Raw genomic sequence first — 17,720 nt, 5'->3', positions numbered from 1 at the left:
CTACGCCTCCGGCGACTCGTTCCGTGCCCGCGATGCCGGGCCGGGGCCCGACGGGTACCCCGGCGCCCCGGGCGCTACCGGCTCCGGCAGCTTCAGGAACAGGGTCATGGCGGCGCTCGCCAGGTACAGCAGGGCGAAGATCCACATCACGCCCTGGACACCGAGGGGACCCAGGAACAGGCCCACCAGCGCCGGGCCGAGGAAGGTGCTCGCACCGGCCCCGAGGTTGAGCGCCGACATCGCCTGGCCCTTGTGCGCCGGGTCCAGCGACGGCATCAGCGCCGACAGCGGGACGTACCCCGCGAGCGTCGCGCCGAACAGGCTCACCAGCACCATCGCGAGCGCGTAGTGGTCGCCCGCCGCCACCGTGCCGTAGTACAGCAGCAGCGTGGTCACCGCGCAGCCGGCGCCCCCGAACCAGGCGACGGTGCGCTGCCAGCCGACGCGGTCGCCGACCACGCCGAAGATCAGGTTGAAGAAGATGTTCGTCGCGAACATCGCCGACAGGAGCTGGAGCCACTCGCTGAGCGTGAAGCCGAGCGTGTCGGTGAAGAACACCGGCAGGAACACCAGGAAGCCGAACTGGGGAGCCGTGTTGATGGCCCGCACGACCGCTCCCGTGCCGATCCTCGGGTTGCGCCAGACGATCGAGAGCGAACCGAGCAGGGTGGCGACCGGCCGCTCCCCGGCGGGGGCGAGCCGGCTTCTGCCGGTGGGCTCCCGCACCAGCAGCAGGGCGATCAGACCACCCGCCACGACCAGCCCGAGCGACAGCCACAGCGTCCTGTACGCGCCGATCCACGGCACCGCGAAGCTCGCGACCAGGGAGCCGAGGGTGGGCAGCCCACCGGTGAACGCGAACCAGAACCAGCCCACCGCCGAGCCCAGCCGGCGCTTCGGCGTCACCGCCGTGACCCAGATGAGGAAGCCGTACGCGAAGAGCGGATAGCCGAACCCGCGCAGCCCGTAACTCACGAGGAGCAGCCCGAAGTCGACCGTGGGGACGGCGAAGACCAGGAAGACCACCTGGAACACGCCCCAGATGCCGAGGCCGAGCATCATCACCCGGCGCGGCCCCCACAGGTCGGAGAGGGCTCCGGAGAACCAGGCGGCGACGCTGGCGGTGACTCCGTAGACGCTGAACAGCAGCGCCACCCGCTCCTTGGACATGCCCTCGTCCAGCAGGTAGGGGGAGAGATAACCGGACTCGACGCCGTCGCCGATCATGAAGATGAGCACGCCCAGAAAGCCCCAGGCGAGCTTCCGGGGAATGCCGATCCTGTCCAGCCAATGCCTCTCGGGTGTCTCTTCGGCGGAAGACGACGGGTCAAGAACGACGGCCACGAGAACCACCTTTGTCGAAAAGTCGGGGGAAAGCGCGGAGAGCGGTGCGCCGAGGCGTCACGATGAAACCTGTGTGAGAAGAGCGTCAATGTGCGGGAGGAAAGCCACCGTGACGCGTCCCCGGCGTGGCGTGAAATCGCCGGGCGCCCCCTCGCCACGGCCACCGGGTGCGGGGCATCACCGCAGCTCACGCGGCTGATCGCGACCCCGGCCCGGTGCGCGGCCCGCCGACCACCGGGTTAAGTCGGTGTGAGCTTCACGTGGCGCCTGTGATCTGTCCGGGAGGGCAGAGGCTCAGCGCCCGGTGTCGACCGTCCGCACGTCCACACCTGTGTCCCGCAGCCGCCGCACCTCCGTCGCCGGCGCCGCGTCGTCGACGAGTACCAGGTCGAAGTCGGTGAGCGGCGCCAGCGCGTACAGGCCCTGGTTGGCGAACTTGGTGTGGTCCACGAGCAGTACCCGGCGTGCCGCCGACGCCATCATCGCCCGCTTGACCTGCACCGTCTCCGGCGACATGTGGTAGCAGCGGCCCCCGGTCACCGCGGTCGTCGACATGAACAGCACATCCGCCCGGAACGACTCCACACTGTGCGCCGTGTGCAGCCCCATGAAGGCGTCGTACGCGGGGAAGTAGGTGCCGCCGAGGGCGATCAGCGACACGCCCGGCTCCCTGGACAGCGCGGTGACCGCCGGAAGCGAGTTGGTGATCACCGTGAGCGGCGTGTGATCGGCCATCTGGCGGGCCAGGCTCAGACACGTCGTGGAGTCGTCCAGCATCACGATCTGTCCCGGCGCGAGCAGCTCCGCCGCGGCCCGCGCCAGCCGGTGCTTGGTCTGCGCCATCGTCGTCATGCGCTCGCTCACACTGCCGTGGAACTGCGTCGACGGCAGGCAGCTCGCCCCGCCCCGCACCTTGCGCAGCCAGCCCTGCGCCTGCAAGGCGTCCAGGTCGCGGTGGATCGTCATCACACTCACGCCGAACTCCTCCGCCAGGTCGTTCGTCCGCACGAACCCCTTCGCGGTCACCAGTTCGCGCAGCGTCCGCCGCCGCTCCTCCTGGACGTCCATACGGGTCATGACGTGACGGCTCCTTGCGCGTGGTGCGAACCTCACGTGAACTTAACACGGCGGTATCGCGCCACCGCCCGGCGCAGCGGTGCCGGACCGCGACCTCACACGGCGGCCACGGCCGGTCACGGGATAATTCCGGGACTGATTGACGCTCCGGCAGGCCGCACGTTTACCTGGCGTCCGCGAGTGAAGGGGCAGGTATTCCAGTCATGTCGGTTCTCACCATCGACGTCGGCACGTCCGTCATCAAATCCGTCGTCTTCGACGACCAGGGACGGGAAACGGCGATTTCCCGGATCGGCACCGAAGTGCTGCGCCCCCGCTCCGGCTGGGCGGAACAGGACATGGACGCGGTGTGGAACGGCGTGGTCCTCACCGTGCGCGGCGCGCTCTCCCGGCTCGGCCCCGGCCACGACCCGGTCCGGCTGATCAGCTTCACCGCCCAGGGCGACGGCTGCTGGCTCGTCGACGACAAGGGCCGGCCCACCGGGCCCGCCGTCCTGTGGTCCGACGGCCGCGCCGGCGACCTGCTCACCCGCTGGTCCGCCGATGGCGTCCTGGAGGAGGCGTACCGGCGCAACGGCTCCCTCACGTGCAGCGGCATGCCGAACGCGGTGATCGGCTGGTTCGCCGCCCACGACCCCGAACGCCTGGAGCGCTCGCGCACGGCGCTGACGGCGGCCGGCTGGCTGTTCCTGAAGCTGACCGGGGTACGGGCCGTCGACGCGTCCGACGCGTCCGCCCCCTTCCTCGACCACACCACCGGCGCCTACGACCCGGTCATCATCGACCTGTTCGGGCTCGGCCCGTACACCGGGCTGCTGCCCCGCGTCCTCGGCGAGGACGAGCGCATCGCCGAGCTCACCCACCACACCGCCGGCGAACTGGGCCTGCCGGCCGGCCTGCCCGTCGTCATGGCCCCGTACGACATCGCCGCCACCGCCCGCGGCGCCGGTGTCGTCGACCCCGGCCAGGCGTGCGCCATCCTCGGCACCACCCTGTGCACCGAGATCGTCTCCCGCCGGGTGGACACCTCCGGCGAGCCGTGCGGCATCAACATCGCCTACGGCAGCCGCGACCGCGTCCTGCGCGCCTTCCCCACCCTCTCCGGCACCGAGGTGCTCGACTGGGCGTCCCGCCTCCTCGGCACCGACGGCCCCGCCGCCCTCGGCGAGCTGGCGTTCGCCACCGCGCCCCGCCCCGGCGGGCCGGCGTTCCTGCCGTACCTCTCGCCCGCCGGGGAACGCGCCCCGTTCCTCGACCCGCACGCGCGGGGCGCCTTCTGGGGTCTGTCCCTGGACCACTCGCGCGGCGACATCGCCCGCGCCGTCTTCGAGGGCCTGTCGCTCGTCGTCCGCGACTGCCTCCGGGCGTCCGGCACCGACGTCCACGAACTGCGCCTGTGCGGCGGCGGTTCCGCCAGCGACCGGTGGTGCCGGCTCATCGCCGACGTCACCGGTGTCCCCACCGCCCGCAGCGACGACACCGAACTCGGCGCCAAGGGCGCCTTCCTGACCGGACTCGTCCTCACCGGCGCCGAGAGCGGCATGCGGGAGGCCGCCGACCGCTACGTCCGCATGCGCTGCCGCTGGGAGCCCGACCCCGAGCGCGCCGCCCACTACGACGGGCTCTACGAGTCGTTCCTCACCTGGCGCGGCGCGGCCCGCTCCCTCGGCTGGTCCGCCGCCCCCTCCGACGTACAGGAAGCACCGCATGTCTGACGCCCTGACGGCCGACGCCGTCCACCTCGGCCTCGACCTCGGCACCCAGAGCGCCCGTGCCGTCGCCGTGGACGGCACCGGCCGGCTGCTCGCCGCGGCGTCCCGCCCGCTCACCGGCCACCGTGACGGCGCACGCCACGAACAGGACCCCGAGCAGTGGTGGTCCGCCCTCGCCGGGGCCTGCCGCGAAGCCCTCCGCGGCATCGCGCCCGAGCGCGTCCGGGGCCTGGCCGTCGACGCCACCTCCGGCACCGTCCTCCTCGCCGACGAGCGCGGCAGGCCCCTGACGCCCGGCCTGATGTACGACGACGGGCGCGCCCGCGCCTACACCGCCCGCGTCAACACGGCCGGCGAACACGTCTGGCGCGAGCTGGGCTACCGCGCCATGCAGCCCTCCTGGGCGCTGCCCAAACTGCTGTGGCTGCTGGACAACACCGACTTCCCCGACGCCCGGCTGCTGCACCAGGCGGACCTCATCACCTGGCGGCTGGCCGGGCACCAGGTCGCGAGCGACGCCAGCCACGCCCTGAAGACCGGCTACCACCTGACCGGCGACCGCTGGCCGGACGACGAACTCGCCAGGCTCGGCGTCCCGGCCGGGCTGCTGCCGGACGTCGTCCCGCCCGGCACGGTCATCGGGACGGTGTGCGCCGGTGCCGCCACGGCCACCGGCATTCCCGCCGGCACCCCGATCGTCGCCGGCATGACCGACGGCTGCGCCGCCCAGATCGGCGCCGGGGCCCTCGCACCCGGCGCCTGGAACTCCGTCCTCGGCACGACCCTGGTGCTCAAGGGCGCGAGCGACCACCTCGTCCGCGACCCCGGGGGAGTGGTCTACTGCCACCGCGGCCCCGGCGGCACCTGGCTGCCCGGCGGCGCGTCCAGCAGCGGCGCGGGAGCCGTCGCCCGGCGCTTCCCCTCGGCCGGCCTGGACGCGCTCACCCGGCGGGCCGCCGCCACCGGCTCGACCGCCGTCACCTACCCCCTCGTGGGCGCGGGCGGCGAACGCTTCCCCTTCCGCGCCCCCGACGCGACGGCGTTCACGCTCGGCGACGTACGCGGCGAGGCCGAGGAGTTCCACGCCCTGCTCCTCGGCGTGGCCTGCGTCGAACGCCTCTGCCTCGACTACCTCGACCACCTCGGCGCACCCGTCGACGGCCCGCTGACCCTCACCGGCGGCGGTGCCCGCAACGCCTACTGGTCGCAGCTCCGCGCCGACCTCCTCGGCCGTACGGTCACCCTCCCCGAGCACGCCGAGAGCGCCACCGGCATGGCGGTCCTCGCCGCCACCGCCTCCGGCGCCACGCTCCGGGAGGCGGCCGCCGCCATGGTGCGGGTACGGCAGCAACTGCCCCCCGACCCCGCCCGGACGGCCCGGCTGACCCCCGTGTACCTGGACTTCGTCGGCGAACTGGCCCGGCGCGGGTGGCTGGACGAGACCGTGGCGGGGCACGCCCGCGGAAAGGCCGAGCAGTGACCGACTTCATTCTCGTACGCCACGGCGAGACCGCGTGGCACGCCGAGAACCGCTACGCGGGGCGCACCGACGTACCGCTCACCGAGCGCGGCCACCAGCAGGCCGCCGCGCTCGGCGCCTGGGCTGCCGGGCAGCGGCTGGACGCCGTGCTCTGCTCGCCGCTGTCCCGGGCCCGCCTCACCGCCCGGCCCGCCGCGACGGCGCTCGGCCTGGCCCCCCGGGTCGACGAGCGGCTCGTCGAAGTGGACTTCGGGCGCGGCGACGGTCTGACGCGCGCGGAGATGGCCGAGGCGTTCCCCGACGCGCTCGCCGCGTTCCTCGACGACCCGGTCGCCCACCATCTGCCCGGTGGCGAGGACCCGGTGGCGGCGGCCGGGCGCGCCGTGGGCTGCCTGGAGGAGGTGGCGCGGGAACTCCCCGGGGGCCGCGTCCTCGTCGTCGCCCACTCCACCCTCGTACGCCTGGCCCTGTGCGACCTGCTCGGCATCCCGCTCGCCCGCTACCGCCAGGTCTTCCCCGCCCTGGAGAACGGCGCCCTGACCGAACTGCGGCTGCTGCCCGGCGGACGGGCGTCCCTGCTGCGGCTCAACGCCCCCGCGACCACCGACTGAACCGACTGGAGCCACCACCGTGACCACCACCGTCCTCGCCGCCGGCGACCACTTCGTCCTGCCCCGGCTGCTCGAGGGGGAACTGCGCGCCGCCGCACCGACCGGCGCGCACCTGGACGTCCGCACGATCCAACTGCCCTGGCCGCACACCCCCTTCGGCCCGGTGGCCGAGGTGGACGAGGCGTCCGGCGACGAGGACGCCCTGATCGAGGCGCTGCGCGGGGCACGGATCTGCCTGACCCAGCTCGCCCCCCTGACGGAGCGGGTCCTGAAGTCCTGCCCCGATCTGGAGCTGTTCTGCGTCAGCCGGGGCGGCCCGGTCAACGCCAACCTGGCGGCCGCCACCCGCCACGGCGTCGCCGTCTCCTACGCCCCCGGCCGCAACGCCGTCGCCACCGCCGAGCACACCCTCGCCCTGATCCTCGCCGCCGCCCGGGGCGTCGGCGACGTCCACACCGACCTCAAGCACGGTGTCTGGCGCGGCGACTACTACGACTACGACACCTGTGGCATCGAGATCGACGGGTCGGTCGTCGGCCTGGTCGGCTTCGGCGCGATCGGCTCGCGCGTGGCGCGTGTCCTGGCCGCGATGGGGGCGACGGTCCTCGTCCACGACCCGTACGTGGAGCCCGGGGTGGTGGCGGGTGTCGCCGAACCGGTCTCGCTGGACGAGCTGCTGAGCCGTTCCCGGATCGTCTCGCTGCACGCCCGCGTGACGGAGGAGACCACGGGCATGATCGGGGCGGCGCAGATCGCGTCGATGCCGCGCGGTTCGGTGCTCGTCAACTGCGCCCGGGGCGCACTCGTCGACTACGAGGCCGTGTGCGACGCCCTGGACTCCGGACGGCTCGCGGGCGCCGGGTTCGACGTGTTCCCCGCCGAACCGGTGCCGGCCGGGGCCCGGTTGCTGTCCACGCCCGGCGTCGTCCTGACCCCGCACATCGCGGGCGCCAGCCGGGAGGTCGCCCACAAGGCGGCGCGGATCGTCGCGGGCGAGGCGGGCCGCTTCCTGCGCGGCGAGCCGCTCGCCCACTGCGCCAACCCCGAAGTCCTGGGAGGTTAGGGCGTACGGGACCGTCCGGGGCGCGGCCGGGACAGGTACCGCTGGCCGGTGGCCTTGAGCCGGTCGGGCAGCACCTTGACGGCCGCGCCCAGGACCTTCGACCGCACCGACGCGGCGACCACCCGCTCCCGGCCGCGCATCAGCGCCGTGAACGCGTCCCGGGCGACCTCGGCGGCATCGTCCTTGGGCATCCGCCCGAGCCGGGTGTCGTCCATCCCGGCGCGGTGGAAGAAGGCCGTCTCGGTGGCGCCCGGCATCAGTGACGTCACCGTCACCCCGCTGTCCCGCAGTTCCTCGCGCAGGCCCAGGGCCAGCGACTGGAGGAACGACTTCGAGGCGTTGTACACGCTCTGGTACGGCCCCGGCGCCATGGCCGCGACGGACGAGGTGATCAGCAGCTTGCCGTCGTCCTCCGCGAGCATGGCGCGCAGCAGCCGGTGCGCCAGGTGCACCGTGGAGCTGATGTTGAGGTCGATGATCCGGGCGTGGTCCGCGAGGTCGACGTCGGTGAACGCGCCGCCCGCGCCCACCCCCGCGTTCAGCGCGGCGGCCGCGACGGGGCGGCGCGTCGCCAGCACCGCGGAGTAGAGCTGCTCCACCCCGTCGTAGGTGGCCAGGTCGGCCCGTACGGCGGTCACGGCGGCGCCCAGGCCGCGCAGGCGCTCGGCGGCGGCCGCCACGCCGTGGTCCTCCGCGCACACCACCAGGTCGAACCCGTGCTGGGCGAACTGTCCTGCCAGTGCGAGACCGATGCCGCTGGAGGCGCCGGTCACCACGGCCAGGGGCTTCACGCTGTCCACCCGCGCCGGGTACCCACGAAAACGGCACCGTTTCACCGGATTGATCATGGGGTACCCGCCCGCCGTGTTCACGCCTCGGAGGTGACCCATGACAGAGCGGGAGCTCGGGCAAGCGTCGGACGGGACCGTCACGACCCGGGTACCGGCGCGATTGGACAGACTGCCGTGGTCGCGGTGGCACTGGATGATCGTCGTCGGTCTGGGCACCGTCTGGATCCTGGACGGCCTGGAAGTCACCATCGTGGGCAGCATGGCCGGCCGGCTGTCCGAGGAGGGCAGCGGGCTCGCGATCAGCAGCGCGCAGGTCACCGGTATCGCCGCCGCGCTGTACGTCGCCGGGGCGTGTTCCGGGGCGCTGTTCTTCGGCTGGCTGACGGACCGCTTCGGGCGCAAGAAGCTGTTCCTGATCACCCTGGCGGTCTACCTCGCCGCGACGGCCCTGACGGCGCTGTCCTTCTCCGCCTGGTGGTTCTTCGTCTTCCGCTTCCTGACCGGCTTCGGCATCGGCGGCGAGTACGCGGCGATCAACTCGGCCATCGACGAGCTGATCCCCAGCAAGTACCGCGGCCGGGTGGACCTGATCATCAACGGCAGCTTCTGGCTCGGTGCCATGGGCGGTGCCCTGCTGTCCGTGCTCGCCCTCGACACCGACCTCCTGCCCAAGGACCTCGGCTGGCGGATCTCCTTCGGCCTCGGTGTCGTCCTCGGCCTGGTCATCCTGCTCGTACGCCGCCATGTGCCCGAGAGCCCGCGCTGGATGTTCATCCACGGGCGCGAGGAGGGCGCCGAGCGACTGGTGGCGGACGTCGAGCGGCAGGTGGAGGCGGAGACGGGGCGCCCGCTGCCCGAGCCGGCCGGGGCGATCACCATCAAGCAGCGGCACAGCGTGGGCTTCGTCCAGATCGCCCGAACGCTCTGCCGCACCTATCCGCGCCGGGCGGTGCTGGGCCTCGCGCTCTTCATCGGGCAGGCGTTCCTCTACAACGCGATCACCTTCGGGTTCGGGGCGATCCTGGTGACGTTCTTCGGCGTGGGCACCGGCTCCACCGGCTACTTCTTCGCGGTCATCGCGTTCGGCAACTTCCTCGGCCCGCTGCTGCTCGGGCGCCTGTTCGACACCTGGGGCCGTCGCCCGATGATCGCCGGTACGTACCTGGTCTCCGGCGGGCTGCTCTTCGTCACCGCGTGGATGTTCTCCCAGGGCTGGCTGACCGCCACCACCATGACCCTGAGCTGGTGCGTGGTCCTCTTCTTCGCGTCCGCCGGGGCCAGCTCCGCGTACCTGACGGTCAGCGAGATCTTCCCCATGGAGACCCGCGCGATGGCCATCGCCTTCTTCTACGCGGTCGGGACGGCCGCCGGCGGCATCTCCGGTCCGCTGATCTTCGCCAAGCTCACCGAGAGCGGGGTGGTCGCGGACACCGTGCTCGCCTTCTGCATCGGCGCCACGCTCATGGTGGCGGGCGGCCTCGTGGCGCTGTTCTTCGCCGTCGCCGCGGAAGGCAAGCCGCTGGAGGGCATCGCGACGCCGCTGTCCGCGCAGGCGGCGAGCGCCATGACGCCGGCCGGCCCCTCCGCCGCCGCGCGCACGGTGCCGTGAGCGGCGGCGGGCGGCCCCGCCACGACGGTGGCGCGGCCCCCGATTGGATCGAACGCCACTCAATGGTTTATCGTTCATTCAGTCGGTTGTGAAGACGCCTTCACCACCGCCTCACATACTGCCCCGGCTGGTTCCCCCGTCCAGCCGGGGCTTTCCCTTTCCCCGCTTCGGTTCCGGCAGGCCGGGCACCCGTCTCCCCGGAACACCCCGAACCGAGCCAGGAACGAGGAACGGTGGAGCGATGACCGAATACGAGCGTTCACGCACCATGCCGGCGCTGCCCGAGCACGTCTTCGACCAGGCCGCCAACGTCGACCAGTTCGACAACTGGCTGCCCGAGGCCCTGCACGTGCACGCCGGGGAACTGCCCGCCGTCACCGTGCACGAGGACCGCACCGACGAGGACACCTCCGCGCTGCTGCGCGCCCGGAAGGAGCAGATGCGCCTGGAATGGGGCACCCGCGAGCAGGGCGGCTACGCCGGATGGCTCCAGGTGGCCGGCATCGGCAGCGGGGCCAGCGAGGTGACCGTCCACCTGTCGTTCTTCGACGAGAGCCACGACCCCGGCGAGCGGCCCGTGCACGACGCCCTCGACCGGAGCCTCGCGCGCCTGGAGGACCAGGTCCGCATGCGCGTCGACAACGCCGCCGGGTGACCGCTCCGTGCCCCGGGTCAGGCAGTACGCCGTCGCCGCCTCCGGACAGTGGACGGACGAGGAGGAGGGCCGCCGCCGGCTCCCCGCAGGGGAGGTCCACGCCTGGGAGCCCGGCCTGAACCAGACCGTGTGCGGGCTCTCCCTCAGCAGGTCCGAACTGGGCCGCTTCCCGCACGTCGGCTGGCAGGACGTGCTGCCCGAGTCGGGCGGCGCCGCCGACCGCGTCCGGCGCGTCTGCCCGCGCTGCGCCTCCGTGGCCGGCCGCCGGGGCGCCGACGCCCGCCCGCGCTGGCAGCGCGTCCGCCCCCGGCCGTGACCCGGGGCCACGGCCCGCCCATGATCGTCACCGTTTTTGTCCCGGTTCGCGGGGCACTGGGAGGGCATGGACCACTCACAGGCACCCGTGCTCGACGCGCTCGCCGCGTACCACTCCGAGAACCAGACCCCCTTCACCCCGCCCGGCCACAAGCAGGGCCGCGGCGCCGACCCGCGCGTCCGCACCATCCTCGGCGACGCCGTCTTCCACTCGGACGTCCTCGCCACCAGCGGCCTGGACGACCGGACCTCCTCCCACGGCGTCCTCGCCCGGGCCCAGGAGCTGATGGCCGACGCCGTCGGGGCGGAGCACACCTTCTTCTCGACCTGCGGCAGCTCCCTGTCGGTCAAGGCCGCCATGCTGTCCGTCGCCGGGCCGCACGAGAAACTGCTCGTCGGCCGGGACGCCCACAAGTCGGTCGTGTCCGGGCTCGTCCTCGCCGGGATCGTGCCCATCTGGGTGGACCCCCAGTGGGACCCCGACCGCCACCTCGCCCACCCGCCGTCCGCCGACGCCTTCCGCGCCGCCCTCGCCGAGCACCCCGACGCCCGGGGCGCCCTGGTGACGACCCCCACGCCGTACGGGACCTGCTCCGACCTCCCGGCCATCGCCGAGGCGTGCCACGAGCACGGCGTACCGCTCATCGTGGACGAGGCGTGGGGCGCCCACCTGCCCTTCCACCCCGACCTGCCGACCTGGGCCATGGACGCGGGCGCCGACGTCTGCGTCACCTCCGTCCACAAAATGGGCTCCGGACTCGAACAGGGCTCCGTCTTCCACCTCCAGGGCGACCTCATCGAGCCCGAGGTCCTGAAGAACCGCGAGGACCTCCTCGGCACCACCAGCCCCTCCGTCCTCGTGTACGCGGCCCTCGACGGCTGGCGCCGCCAGATGGTCCAGCACGGCCACGCCCTCTACGACGACGCGCTCGCCCTCGCCAAGGACGTCCGGGCGCGGATCGCCGAGATCGACGGCCTGCACGTCCACGGGCGCGACGACTTCTGCGGCCCCGGCCGCGCCGCCGACCTCGACCCGCTGCAGGTCATCGTCGACATCACCGGCCTCGGCACCACCGGCTACCGGGTCGCCGACTGGATCCGCGAGCACCACCGCATCAACCTGCACCTGTCCGACCACCGCCGCAGCAGCGCCCAGCTCACCCACGCCGACGACGAACGCAGCGCCGACGCCCTGCTCACCGCGCTGCGCGACGTCGCCGCCCACGCGGACGACCTGCGCCCCGCGCCGGAGGTCGACGTCCCCGACCCCGCCGAACTGAGGCTGGAACAGGTCATGCTGCCCCGCGACGCCTTCTTCGGGCGGGTCGAACAGGTGCCGTGGGAGCGGGCCGCCGGCCGGGTCAGCGCCGAGATGCTCACCCCCTACCCGCCCGGCATCCCGGCCGCCCTGCCCGGCGAGAGGCTCAACTCCGCGGTCCTGCGTTACCTCCGCAGTGGCGTCGAGGCGGGCATGGTCGTCCCGGACGCCGCCGACACGGAGGTCACGTCCGTCCGGGTGACCGTGGAGGACTGAGGCGGCGGGCCGGCCGCTACAGGCCCGCCTCCGCCTTCGCCCGCAGGCACGCCCAGGCGTCCCCCGGGACGTCCGGGCGCAGCAGCACGTCCACCGCCGTACAGGCCAGCGCCGAAGCCGCCGCCAGCATCACCTCACGCCCCCGCGGCCCCGCCGCCGCCCCGGCGAACTCGGGCGTGTGGTCCGAGGCGTCCGGCCCCATGATGGCGACGAACGGGTGGATCGCCGGCACCCTCGTGCTCACGTTGCCGATGTCGGACGACCCCAGGTACACCCCCGGCACCGGCTCCGACAGGCGGATGCCCGCCCGCTCCAGATGCCGGGCGAAGCGCCCCGACAGCACCTCGTTGTCCCGGAAGTGCTCGTAGCGCGCCCCGTCGCGGGTCACCTCCACCCGCGTACCGGTGGCCCGAGCCACGCCCGCCGCGCAACGGTGCAGCTCTTCGACCAGCTCCTCCAGCGCGGCCGTCGTCGCGCCGCGCAGCCCGAAGGCGCCCTCGGCGTACTCGGGCACGATGTTGGTGGCCCGCCCGCCGTCCGTGATGATCCCCTGCACATGGGAGCCGGACGGGAACCGCCGCTCCACCACGCCCAGGGTGTTGAACAACTGGATCAGCGCGCCCAGCGCGTCGATGCCCTCCGTCGGGTTGCCCGTCGGGTGCGCGGCCCGCCCGTGGAACGCCACCCGCACCCGCGCGCTCGCCGTCAGCGGCGCGTGCACCCAGTCGTACACGCCCGGGTGGAACATCAGCGCCGCGTCCACCCCGTCGAACAGCCCCGCCTCCACCTCCACGGCCTTGCCGCCGCCACGCTCCTCCGCGGGCGTCCCCACCGCCAGCAGCGAACCCGGCACCTCGCCGCCGAGCGCGCCCCGCACCGCCAGCGCCGCGCCCAGCCCCGCACCGGCGATCAGGTTGTGGCCGCAGGCGTGCCCCAGCAGCGGCAGCGCGTCGTACTCCAGCAGCAGCGCCACGCACGGCCCCCCGCCGGTCCCGGTCCGGCCGGTGAACGCGGTCGGCAGGCCCGCCACCCCCCGCTCCACCCGGAACCCCTCCCGTTCCAGTTCGCCGGAGAGCAGCCGGGCCGCCTCGCGTTCCTCGAACGCCGTCTCCGGTGCACTGTGCAGCGCGAGGCTCACCTCCCACAGCCGGTCCGCGCGGGCGGCGACCTCCCGCCCGACACGTTCGTACACGGCCTCCGGGTCCGGCGGCTCCGGGTCCCGGGCCACCGGGTCCCGCGAGAGCGGGTTCTGCGGCAGCGCGTTCCGCTGGAGCGGGTCCGGCGAGAGCGGGTTGTGGGACAGCGGGTTCTGTGACACCTGCGCCTCCTCCATCGGCCGACGGGCACCCCGCACGTGTTCCACGCCCGGGGCGACTCAGGCCTCCACGCTCGGCCGCCGCTCGCGGCCCGCCGCGCCGCTCAGCCGGCGGCGCAGCGCCGTCAGCCGCGGATGGCGCTCACTGAGCTCCGCCGAGCGGCGGTCCAGCTCCTGCATCAGGCGTTCACTGCGCTTGTCCAGATCCAGCTCGTCGAGAATCCGGTCGATCTCCGCGAGCAGCGCCCCGTGCAACTGCCACTGCCGCGGGTGCTCCTGCACGTCCTCCAGCAGCATGTGGGCGACCCGGTCACGGGTGACCCGGCTCGCCGCGAGCGCGGCGGTCAGCCGCTCCTCCGCCGCCTCCGCGTTGGCGGCCACCTGCGTCGTGATCAGCCGGGCGAAGCTCTCGATCGCGTCGGCCATCTGGTCGAACAGCTCCTTGAGCCCGGCCGACACGTCCGCGGGGAACAGCGACTCCTCCGTACGGAACTTCGCCAGGTCCGTCAGGCTCCGGGTGAGCACCCGCAGCACCACGGCGCAGATCTCCAGGGTGTCCAGCCCCGTCCGAAGCACCACCCGCGACAGCAGCCCCTCCCGTACGCGCGGATTCATCCGCAGGCTGTCCTCGGCCTGCCGCAGCGAGGCGTCGACCTCCACGATGTCGTGGTCCAGCCGCCGCGCCTCGTGCAGGCGGGCCGCCGCGTGCGGGAAGGGGATGTGCCCCTCGGAGATCTCCTCGCCCATGGTGCGGAACATCCGGCCCATCCCGCGTGCCAGGCCGTCGATGGACGCCCCCGCCGACTGCGTCCACACCGGGGGCGCGAACAGCAGGTTGAACAGCAGGCCCACCCCCGCGCCGATCAGCGTCTCCAGCACCCGGTGCCACGCCGCCGACGCGGCCTGGGAGACACCGAGGACCAGCATCGCGCTGATCGCCACCTCGGGGACGAACTCGTCCACCCGCACATAACGGCCGATGATCAACGAGGTGAAGATGATCAGACCGAGGCTCCACCAGGTCAGCCCGACCAGGGCGGTGAAGCCGATGGCGATGAGGACGCCCACGACGACCGAGTTGACGCGCCGGATACCGGTGGTGAGCGTCGCGTACAGGGTGACCTGGACGACGAGCAGCGCGGTCAGCGGGGCGGTCAGCGGGGCGGGTTGCGCGGGCAGGACCATCAGGGCGACGACGAAGGAGATGACGGCGGCGGCCGTGGAACGCAGCGTCTGCGCCGCGACGGGCTCCGTGGTCCGCCGCACCAGTTTGATCACGGGTGCTGATACGTCCGGCATCCCATTCACGTGCCCGATCATGAGCCACTCACCACACTTCAGTCCCGGGAACCCCTCGGACGCCGTTTTGCCTCACCCGTCACGTGGTACCGCCAAAGTCCCCATCCCCTCGCCGAGGAGGCTCGATGAACCCGCCCGTGAACCGGGGAACCCCCGTAGCCGTCGTCACCGGCTCCGACTCCGGCATCGGCCGCGCCACCGCCGTCCGGCTCGCCGCCCAGGGCATGGACGTCGGCATCACCTGGCACACCGACGAGGAGGGCGCCCACCGGACCGCCGAGGAGGTACGCGGCCACGGGCGCCGCGCCGCCGTCGCACGGCTGGACCTGACGCGGCTGCCACAGGCCGCCGGCGTCGTCGACGAACTGGCCGGTGAACTCGGCCGGATCGACGTCCTGGTCAACAACGCCGGAACCGGCACGGCCACGCCCTTCCTCGAGCTGACCCACGAGACCGTGCGGGACGTGCTCGACATCGACCTGATCGGGCCGTTCCTCTGCTCGCAGACCGCCGCACGCCGCATGATCGAGCAGGGCGACGGCGGACGGATCGTCAATGTGACGTCCGTGCACGAGCACCAGCCGCGCGTCGGGGCGGCGCCCTACTGCGCGGCCAAGGGCGGTCTCGGGCTGCTCACCCAGGTCATGGCGCTGGAGCTGGCCGAGTACGGCATCACCGTCAACGCCGTGGCGCCCGGCGAGATCGCCACCCCCATGACCGGCCAGGAGGACGAGGACGTGCGCAAGCAGTCCCGCCCGGGCGTGCCGCTGGGGCGACCGGGCCACGCACGCGAGGTCGCGGCGGTCATCGCGTTCCTGGCGGGCGAGGACGCCTCGTACGTCACCGGCGCCTCATGGGTGGTGGACGGCGGGATGCTCCGGATGGGCCCCCAGGCCGGTTCGCACCTGGAGGGCGACGCCTGGCGCCGCCCCTGAACCCCGCGAGCGCACGGCAGCGCCCCGCCCGTGTTCCGGGCGGGGCGCTGCCGTCGGAAGGGCCGCCCGCTAGTGGGCACCCACCGTGTCGGCCCCGGTGCGCACGCCGTCGCCCACCGCGGCGCTCGCGTGGACGGGTAGGTGGTAGACCGCGAAGGCGCGGCCGATCACCGGCTGGGCGACATTGCGCACGCGCACCCCGTCGCTCGTCATGCCGTGCTCGGTGCCCATGTGCGCGTGACCGTGCACGGCGAGGTCCGCGCCGCCCTCGTCGATCGCCTCGGCCAGCAGGTAACTGCCCAGGAACGGATAGATCTCCAGCGGCTCACCCGCGAGCGTGTCCGGCACGGGGGAGTAGTGCGTCAGCGCGATGCGTACGGCGCAGTTCGCCTCGCGCAGCATGGCCAGGGAGTCCCGCAGCCCGTCCGCGCACCGCCGGGTGTAGCGGATGAAGTCCTTCATCTCCGGCTCGCCGAACTCACCGCCGCTGCGCCCGGCGAAACCGCCGCCGAACCCCTTGGTACCGGCGACGCCCACATGGACGCCGCCGATGTTCAGCACTGTGCCCTCGCCCTCCAGGACGGTCACCCCCGCCCGGTCGAGCGCCGCCGTCACCTCCGCCTCCTGGTCGCTCTGGTAGTCGTGGTTGCCCAGGACCGCCACGACCGGCACTCCCAGCCCGGCCACCTCGCCGGCCACGACCTCGCCCTCCTCGGCGGTGCCGTGCCGCGTCAGGTCCCCCGCCAGCAACAGCAGGTCCGCCTGCTCGTGCAGCTTCTCGAACGCCGGCCGGAGGGTGCCCGCGCTGCCGGGGCCCAGATGGATGTCACCGACCGCTGCTACTCGGATCACGACAGCTCCTCGGGGTGGTCGGGGGCGTCCGCGCAGACGACGACCAGGTCCTCCCTCAGCGGCAGCCCGGCCAGTTCCTCCTCGGCGATGCGCAGGATCTCGGACCGGCACTCGGCGCTGGCGACGGTGCCGTACAGCATCACGCTCGTGCCGCGCTGCTCGATCCTGATGCCCAGTTCGGCGATGTCCTCGCTGGCCAGCCGGTCCCGCAGGTGGGCGATGCGGTACTCGGCGGTGTCGGCGGCGCTCATGGCGTTGCCTCCCGTGGCTCGATCACGTTCAGACGCTCCAGCAGGTACAGGAACGCCTCGGGCATCGGCGAACCTTCGTTCTCCCGGCGCAGCAGCTCCCAGTCGATCTTCTCCCGCAGCGTGCGGGCGATCGGCAGGACGGCGCCGAAGTCGCAGTGGTGCTCCGAGAAGGCGGCCAGCAGACTGCCCAGCAGGTCGGTCGGCGCCAGCACCGGCATGCGCACCGAGTCGACCGGCAGGGTGTGGGCCCGGTCCAGCAGGTCGCGCGTCACCGGATGCCGCGCCAGCTCGAAGATCAGGTCGATCTCCTCACCGTGGCTCCGTGCCTTGATCAGCCAGTCCTCCGGCGGCACCCGGACCGTTATCCCGGCGGCCTCCAGGTCCTCGGTGATCGCCGCCGCGTCCTCGCGCAGGATGGCGAAGTCGGTGTCGTGCTGGAGGCTCTGCGGCACCCCGTGCGCGTACGCCGCCACGCTCCCGGCGAGGGCGAACGGGTGCCCCTTGCCCTTGAGCAGCGCGGCCACCTGCTTCGTGGCCTCCAGGATGGCCTGGGTACGGTCCGGAGGATGACCGGCGAGGGCGTCGCCTGGACCGGCCGGGCCGCCTGCCGGCGGTCCGCCGCCCACGGGCGCGCCGAGCAGCGCGCCGCCGGGGTCGCCCTCCACTGCTCTGCCACCGGCCAGTCGCAGCCCGGACGGGCCCAACGGCTCGCCCTGCTCGGTCGGACCGCCCGGCTGGGAGGCGTCTTGCGAGTGGTTCCTCACGGGTGCTCAGCCCTCCTCATCGGCCTCGGGAGGCGGTTCGGGTACCCGGGGCTGTGCGGTTTATGGCTCGGTTCTCCCCGGCGCACGGGTCCGTGCCGGGGGTCGGCGGCGCG

Annotated in this window: 17 protein-coding genes; 9 read left to right on the top strand and 8 right to left on the bottom strand. The window is 73.2% G+C overall.

What is annotated here, in order from left to right:
• Together E2B92_RS02925 and E2B92_RS02920 are read right to left on the bottom strand one after the other, a co-directional pair.
• Positions 1-1,344 (bottom strand): MFS transporter, encoded by a 1,344-nt coding sequence (locus E2B92_RS02925; protein ID WP_235023656.1) that lies wholly within the window; start codon positions 1,342-1,344, stop codon positions 1-3.
• A 294-nt stretch (positions 1,345-1,638) separates the two neighbouring features.
• On the bottom strand, positions 1,639-2,421 hold the full coding sequence (locus tag E2B92_RS02920; protein WP_185923475.1) for a DeoR/GlpR family DNA-binding transcription regulator: 783 nt from the start codon (positions 2,419-2,421) through the stop codon (positions 1,639-1,641).
• A gap of 203 nt (positions 2,422-2,624) precedes the next feature.
• Here E2B92_RS02920 and E2B92_RS02915 point away from each other — a divergent pair, with 203 nt between their 5' ends.
• The 4 genes from E2B92_RS02915 to E2B92_RS02900 are packed head-to-tail and all read left to right on the top strand — an operon-like array spanning position 2,625 to position 7,287.
• The gene (locus tag E2B92_RS02915) at positions 2,625-4,136 is read left to right on the top strand and encodes an FGGY-family carbohydrate kinase (RefSeq protein WP_126883144.1); all 1,512 of its coding nucleotides are present in this window, start codon (positions 2,625-2,627) and stop codon (positions 4,134-4,136) included.
• A complete protein-coding gene (locus E2B92_RS02910; protein WP_126883145.1) occupies positions 4,129-5,613 on the top strand; it encodes an FGGY-family carbohydrate kinase in 1,485 nt (494 codons plus the stop codon). Before E2B92_RS02915 ends, E2B92_RS02910 begins: the two co-directional genes overlap by 8 nt.
• Positions 5,610-6,224 (top strand): histidine phosphatase family protein, encoded by a 615-nt coding sequence (locus E2B92_RS02905; RefSeq protein WP_126883146.1) that lies wholly within the window; start codon positions 5,610-5,612, stop codon positions 6,222-6,224. Before E2B92_RS02910 ends, E2B92_RS02905 begins: the two co-directional genes overlap by 4 nt.
• A 19-nt stretch (positions 6,225-6,243) precedes the next feature.
• The gene (locus E2B92_RS02900; RefSeq protein ID WP_126883147.1) at positions 6,244-7,287 is read left to right on the top strand and encodes a 2-hydroxyacid dehydrogenase; all 1,044 of its coding nucleotides are present in this window, start codon (positions 6,244-6,246) and stop codon (positions 7,285-7,287) included.
• Here the strand turns inward: E2B92_RS02900 and E2B92_RS02895 are convergent.
• Positions 7,284-8,087 (bottom strand): SDR family NAD(P)-dependent oxidoreductase, encoded by an 804-nt coding sequence (locus E2B92_RS02895; protein ID WP_200836906.1) that lies wholly within the window; start codon positions 8,085-8,087, stop codon positions 7,284-7,286. The two genes, E2B92_RS02900 and E2B92_RS02895, sit on opposite strands and share 4 nt — an antisense overlap.
• A gap of 88 nt (positions 8,088-8,175) precedes the next feature.
• Here E2B92_RS02895 and E2B92_RS02890 point away from each other — a divergent pair, with 88 nt between their 5' ends.
• The 4 genes from E2B92_RS02890 to E2B92_RS02875 all read left to right on the top strand — a co-directional run bounded on the left by E2B92_RS02890 (position 8,176) and on the right by E2B92_RS02875 (position 12,191).
• The gene (locus E2B92_RS02890; RefSeq protein ID WP_126883149.1) at positions 8,176-9,687 is read left to right on the top strand and encodes an MFS transporter; all 1,512 of its coding nucleotides are present in this window, start codon (positions 8,176-8,178) and stop codon (positions 9,685-9,687) included.
• A gap of 241 nt (positions 9,688-9,928) precedes the next feature.
• Positions 9,929-10,342, top strand: coding sequence for an SRPBCC family protein (locus E2B92_RS02885; protein ID WP_126883150.1), 414 nt, complete (start codon positions 9,929-9,931; stop codon positions 10,340-10,342).
• Positions 10,343-10,349: 7 nt separating this feature from the next.
• Positions 10,350-10,658 carry a hypothetical protein gene (locus tag E2B92_RS02880; protein ID WP_126883151.1) on the top strand — a complete coding sequence of 103 codons (309 nt, stop codon included), beginning with the start codon at positions 10,350-10,352 and terminating at the stop codon, positions 10,656-10,658.
• Between the two features lie 66 nt (positions 10,659-10,724).
• The gene (locus tag E2B92_RS02875; protein ID WP_126883152.1) at positions 10,725-12,191 is read left to right on the top strand and encodes an aminotransferase class I/II-fold pyridoxal phosphate-dependent enzyme; all 1,467 of its coding nucleotides are present in this window, start codon (positions 10,725-10,727) and stop codon (positions 12,189-12,191) included.
• A gap of 16 nt (positions 12,192-12,207) precedes the next feature.
• On the opposite strand, the gene E2B92_RS02870 is transcribed toward E2B92_RS02875, so the two are convergent.
• Both E2B92_RS02870 and E2B92_RS02865 read right to left on the bottom strand, forming a co-directional pair.
• A complete protein-coding gene (locus E2B92_RS02870) occupies positions 12,208-13,419 on the bottom strand; it encodes an amidohydrolase (protein WP_235023691.1) in 1,212 nt (403 codons plus the stop codon).
• Positions 13,420-13,566: 147 nt separating this feature from the next.
• Entirely contained in the window at positions 13,567-14,805 is a 1,239-nt protein-coding gene (locus E2B92_RS02865; protein WP_126883196.1) for an FUSC family protein, read from the bottom strand.
• Between the two features lie 125 nt (positions 14,806-14,930).
• On the opposite strand from E2B92_RS02865, the gene E2B92_RS02860 reads away from it, so the two are divergent.
• Positions 14,931-15,740 carry an SDR family oxidoreductase gene (locus E2B92_RS02860; protein WP_126883154.1) on the top strand — a complete coding sequence of 270 codons (810 nt, stop codon included), beginning with the start codon at positions 14,931-14,933 and terminating at the stop codon, positions 15,738-15,740.
• Positions 15,741-15,809: 69 nt separating this feature from the next.
• On the opposite strand, the gene E2B92_RS02855 is transcribed toward E2B92_RS02860, so the two are convergent.
• From E2B92_RS02855 to E2B92_RS02845, 3 genes are read right to left on the bottom strand one after another with little or no spacing between them, the layout of a single operon-like run.
• Positions 15,810-16,592, bottom strand: a complete 783-nt coding sequence (locus tag E2B92_RS02855; RefSeq protein ID WP_126883155.1) for a metallophosphoesterase family protein — start codon at positions 16,590-16,592, stop codon at positions 15,810-15,812.
• On the bottom strand, positions 16,589-16,843 hold the full coding sequence (locus E2B92_RS02850; RefSeq protein ID WP_126883156.1) for a hypothetical protein: 255 nt from the start codon (positions 16,841-16,843) through the stop codon (positions 16,589-16,591). Before E2B92_RS02850 ends, E2B92_RS02855 begins: the two co-directional genes overlap by 4 nt.
• Positions 16,840-17,607 (bottom strand): nucleotidyltransferase family protein, encoded by a 768-nt coding sequence (locus E2B92_RS02845; protein WP_399430753.1) that lies wholly within the window; start codon positions 17,605-17,607, stop codon positions 16,840-16,842. The genes E2B92_RS02850 and E2B92_RS02845 overlap by 4 nt, the downstream gene beginning before the upstream one ends.
• Positions 17,608-17,720 lie beyond the last annotated feature (113 nt).

It is taken from the genome of Streptomyces sp. WAC05374 (assembly GCF_004353505.1).
Classification (GTDB): Bacteria; Actinomycetota; Actinomycetes; order Streptomycetales; family Streptomycetaceae; genus Streptomyces.
Note: the sequence above shows the minus strand (reverse complement) of the source record. Positions and strands in the feature narration are given on the sequence as shown.